Source organism: Streptomyces hirsutus (genome assembly GCF_001418415.1).
GTDB lineage: Bacteria > Actinomycetota > Actinomycetes > Streptomycetales > Streptomycetaceae > Streptomyces > Streptomyces hirsutus.
In genome coordinates, this window is sequence record NZ_LIQT01000548.1 from 1 (window position 1) to 4363 (window position 4363).

Below are 4363 nucleotides of genomic sequence, written 5' to 3' on the forward strand. Positions count from 1 at the left end.
CCGAGACCCTGTCGAGGCGGGTCCCGCTGTGAGGGTGGGCGCGGCCCCCGCCTCGACAGGGTCTCGGGAGGGAGTCCGGAGAACGCGAGAAGGGCCCCGCCTGACGGCGGGGCCCTTCGATTGTGCGGTCCTGACGGGATTTGAACCCGCGGCCTCCACCTTGACAGGGTGGCGAGCACTCCAAACTGCTCCACAGGACCTGGGGGCCCCTCCCATGCCTTTGAGGCACTGGGGGAGTTTCGCAGTGCGATTGCTGCCTTGCGCTGCGAAAAGAGACTGTACAGGAGCCGCGGCCCGCTGGTCGAACTCACCCTGTGTGGCCGCCGTGTCACGGAGCGGCGGCGTCGATCGCCTTCACGATCCGCTTGTCCGAGACCGGGTACGCCGTGCCCAGGGCGTGGGCGAAATAGCTGACCCGGAGCTCCTCGATCATCCAGCGGATGTCCAGCACCTGCTGCGGCACCGGACGGCCCTGGGGCAGCTGTTCCAGCAGCCAGGCGTACTCGTCCCGCATCTCGTGGACCTTCTCCATGCGGGTCGTGTCCCGCTGGACGTTCGCCGGCATCTGCTGGAGGCGACGGTCCACGGCCACCAGGTACCGCATCAGGTCCGGCAGCCGGCGCAGTCCCGTCTCCGTCACGAAGCCCGGCTTCACCAGGGCGTCCAACTGTCCGCGCACGTCCTGGAGGTTGGCCAGCAGCGCGGGGCTGCGTACGCCCTTCAGCCGTCGCTCGCACGCCTGCCAGGCGGCCAGCACCTGCTGCACCTGCCCCACTGCGCGGACGGTCGTGTCGACGATCTCGGCGCGCACCTTGTCGTACAGCTTGCGGTACGACTCCTCGTCCCACACGGGGCCGCCGAAGTCCGCGATCAGCCGGTCCGCCGCCGCCGTCGCGCAGTCTTCGAACAGCGCCTGGATGGAACCGTGCGGATTCGCCGACAGGGCGAGCTTCTGGGCGTTCGTCAACTTCTCGGATGCGAACTTCGCAGGGTTCACCGGGATGTTGCGCAGGATCAGACGACGCATGCCCTTCCACATCGCCGGCTGCTGTTCCGCCTCCGTGTCGAAGAGGCGTACGGAGACCGTGTCGCCGTCGTCGACCAGTGCGGGGAACGCCTTCACCGGCTGACCGGCCCGCCGTGTCTCGAAGACACGGGTCAGCGTGCCGACGGTCCAGTCGGTCAGACCCGTCCGCTCCAGCGACTCACCGCCCTCGCGCTGGGCCGTGGCGGCCGCCGCCTGGGAGAGCGCCTGGCGGGCCTTCGGCTTCAGCCGGATCCGGAGCGCCTCCAGGTCCTTGTCCTCGGCGATCTTCCGGCGCCGCTCGTCGACGATCCGGAAGGTGACCTTCAAGTGGTCGGGAACCTTGGACCAGTCGAAGTCGTCCGCGTCGAACGGCACCCCGACCCTGCGCTTCAGCTCGCGGGCCATCGTCACGGTCAGCGGCTCCTGGAGGGGCACCGACCGCTCCAGGAACGCCTTCGCGTAGTTCGGCGCCGGCACGTAGTGGCGGCGGATCGGCTTGGGGAGGGAACGGATCAGCTCCGTGACGACCTCCTCCCTCAGCCCCGGGATCTGCCAGTCGAAGCCCTCGTCCGTGACCTGGTTCAGCACCTGGAGCGGCACGTGGACCGTCACCCCGTCCGCGTCCGCACCCGGCTCGAACTGGTACGTCACCCGGAACGTGAGGGCGCCCTGCCGCCAGGAGTCCGGATAGTCGGCCTTGGTGACGGCCTCGGCCGACTCCCGGATGAGCATCTCGCGCTCGAAATCGAGGAAATCCGGCTGCTCGTGCCGTTTGTGCTTCCACCACGAGTCGAAATGCGCCCCCGACACGACGTGCTCGGGCACCCGCTGGTCGTAGAAGTCGAACAGGGTCTCGTCGTCGACCAGGATGTTCCGGCGCCTCGCCCGGTGCTCCAGCTCCTCGACCTCGGTGAGCAGCCTGCGGTTGTCCGCGAAGAACTTGTGATGCGTGCGCCAGTCGCCCTCGACCAGCGCGTTGCGGAGGAACAGCTCGCGCGACACCTCGGCGTCGATCCGGCCGTAGTTCACCTTCCGCTGGACGACGATCGGTACGCCGTACAGCGTGACCTTCTCGTACGCCATCACCGCGGCCTGGTCCTTCTCCCAGTGCGGCTCGCTGTACGTGCGCTTCAGCAGGTGCTCGGCGAGCGGCTCGACCCACTCCGGCTCGACCTTCGCGTTGACCCGGGCCCACAGCCGGGACGTCTCGACGAGCTCAGCCGACATCACGAACCGCGGCGGCTTCTTGAACAGCGCCGAACCCGGGAAGATCGCGAACTTGGCGTTGCGCGCGCCCACGTACTCGCTGCGCCCGCCGCCGTCCTTGCGCCCGCTCCCGTCCTTGCGGCCGGTCTGACCGGAGTCCTTCGACTCCTTCACGTCCTTCATCCCGATGTGGGAGAGCAGGCCCGAGAGGAGGGAGATGTGGATGCGGTCGCCGGGGGCGTCCTCCTCGTTGAGGTGGATGCCCATCTGCTTGGCGACCGTGCGCAGCTGCGTGTAGATGTCCTGCCACTCACGGATCCGCAGGAAGTTCAGGTACTCCTGCTTGCACATGCGCCGGAAGGACGACGAGCCGCGCTCCTTCTGCTGCTCCCGCACATAGCGCCACAGGTTGAGGTAGGCGAGGAAGTCGCTGGTCTCGTCCCGGAACCGGGCATGCTGCTGGTCCGCCTGGGTCTGCTTGTCGGCCGGCCGCTCGCGCGGGTCCTGGATGGACAGCGCCGCCGCGATCACCATGACCTCGCGGACGCAGCCGTTGCGGTCCGCCTCCAGCACCATGCGCGCCAGCCGCGGGTCGACCGGCAGCTGGGCCAGCTTGCGCCCGGTCTCCGTCAGCCGCTTGCGGGGGTCCTTCTGCGCCGGATCCAGCGCGTTGAGCTCCTGGAGCAGCTGCACGCCGTCGCGGATGTTCCGGTGGTCCGGCGGGTCGATGAAGGGGAACTTCTCGATCTCGCCGAGGCCCGCCGCCGTCATCTGCAGGATGACCGACGCCAGGTTGGTACGGAGGATCTCCGCGTCCGTGAACTCCGGGCGGGTGACGAAGTCGTCCTCGCTGTACAGCCGGATGCAGATGCCGTCCGACGTACGTCCGCAGCGGCCCTTGCGCTGGTTGGCGCTGGCCTGCGACACCGGCTCGATCGGCAGCCGCTGCACCTTGGTCCGGTGGCTGTAGCGGGAGATCCGCGCGAACCCGGGGTCGATGACGTACTTGATGCCCGGCACCGTCAGTGACGTCTCCGCGACGTTGGTCGCCAGAACGATCCTGCGGCCGCTGTGCTGCTGGAAGACACGGTGCTGCTCGGCGTGCGAGAGCCGCGCGTAGAGCGGCAGCACCTCAGTGCTGTGCCCATCAGCGCCTCCGGCGCGGGGATACGCCTTCTTCGTCAGCGCGTCCGCCGTGTCCCGGATCTCCCGCTCGCCGGACAGGAAGACCAGGATGTCGCCGGGCCCCTCGGCCATCAGCTCCTCGACCGCGTCCGTGATCGCGGTGATCTGGTCGCGGTCGGCGTCCTCCGAGTCCTCCTCGAGCAACGGCCGGTACCGCACCTCGACGGGATACGTGCGACCGCTGACCTCGATGATCGGCGCGTCGCCGAAGTGCCGGGAGAACCGCTCCGGGTCGATGGTCGCCGAGGTGATGACGACCTTCAGGTCCGGGCGTCTGGGCAGCAGCTGGGCGAGGTAGCCCAGCAGGAAGTCGATGTTCAGCGACCGCTCGTGGGCCTCGTCGATGATGATCGTGTCGTAGGCGCGCAGCTCACGGTCCGTCTGGATCTCGGCGAGCAGGATGCCGTCGGTCATCAGCTTCACGAAGGTGGCTTCCGGGCTCACCTGGTCGGTGAACCGCACCTTCCAGCCGACGGCCTCCCCGAGGGGGGTGTCCAGTTCCTCCGCGACCCGCTCCGCGACCGTGCGGGCGGCGATCCGACGGGGCTGGGTGTGCCCGATCATCCCGCGGACGCCCCGGCCCAGTTCCATGCAGATCTTCGGGATCTGCGTGGTCTTGCCGGAACCGGTCTCACCCGCGACGATCACCACCTGGTGGTCGCGGATGGCCTCGGCGATCGTGTCCTTCTTCTGGCTGACCGGCAACTGCTCCGGATACGTGATCGCCGGCACCCGCGCCCGCCGCCGGGCCATCCGCTCCTCGGCCTTGGCGACCTCCACCTCGATCTCGTCGAGCACGGAAGCCTTGGCCTCCGGTTTACGGATCTTGCGCGCACCTTCGAGCCTGCGCCCGAGCCGCTGCGTGTCGCGCAGCGAGAGCTCGGTCAGGCGAGAGGCGAGAGCGCCGAAGGAGGGGGCGCCGAAGGAGGGGGCGCCGGAGGAGGG

Annotated in this window: 1 protein-coding gene and 1 tRNA gene; both read right to left on the reverse strand. The window is 68.8% G+C overall.

All coding sequences use genetic code 11. The annotated features are described in order from the left end of the window. Positions 1-125: 125 nt before the first annotated feature. Positions 126-200: transfer RNA gene (locus tag AOK11_RS33955), tRNA-Asp, on the reverse strand. Between the two features lie 128 nt (positions 201-328). Then, positions 329-4306, reverse strand: coding sequence for an ATP-dependent RNA helicase HrpA (hrpA, locus tag AOK11_RS33960; protein ID WP_055597514.1), 3978 nt, complete (start codon positions 4304-4306; stop codon positions 329-331). Positions 4307-4363 lie beyond the last annotated feature (57 nt).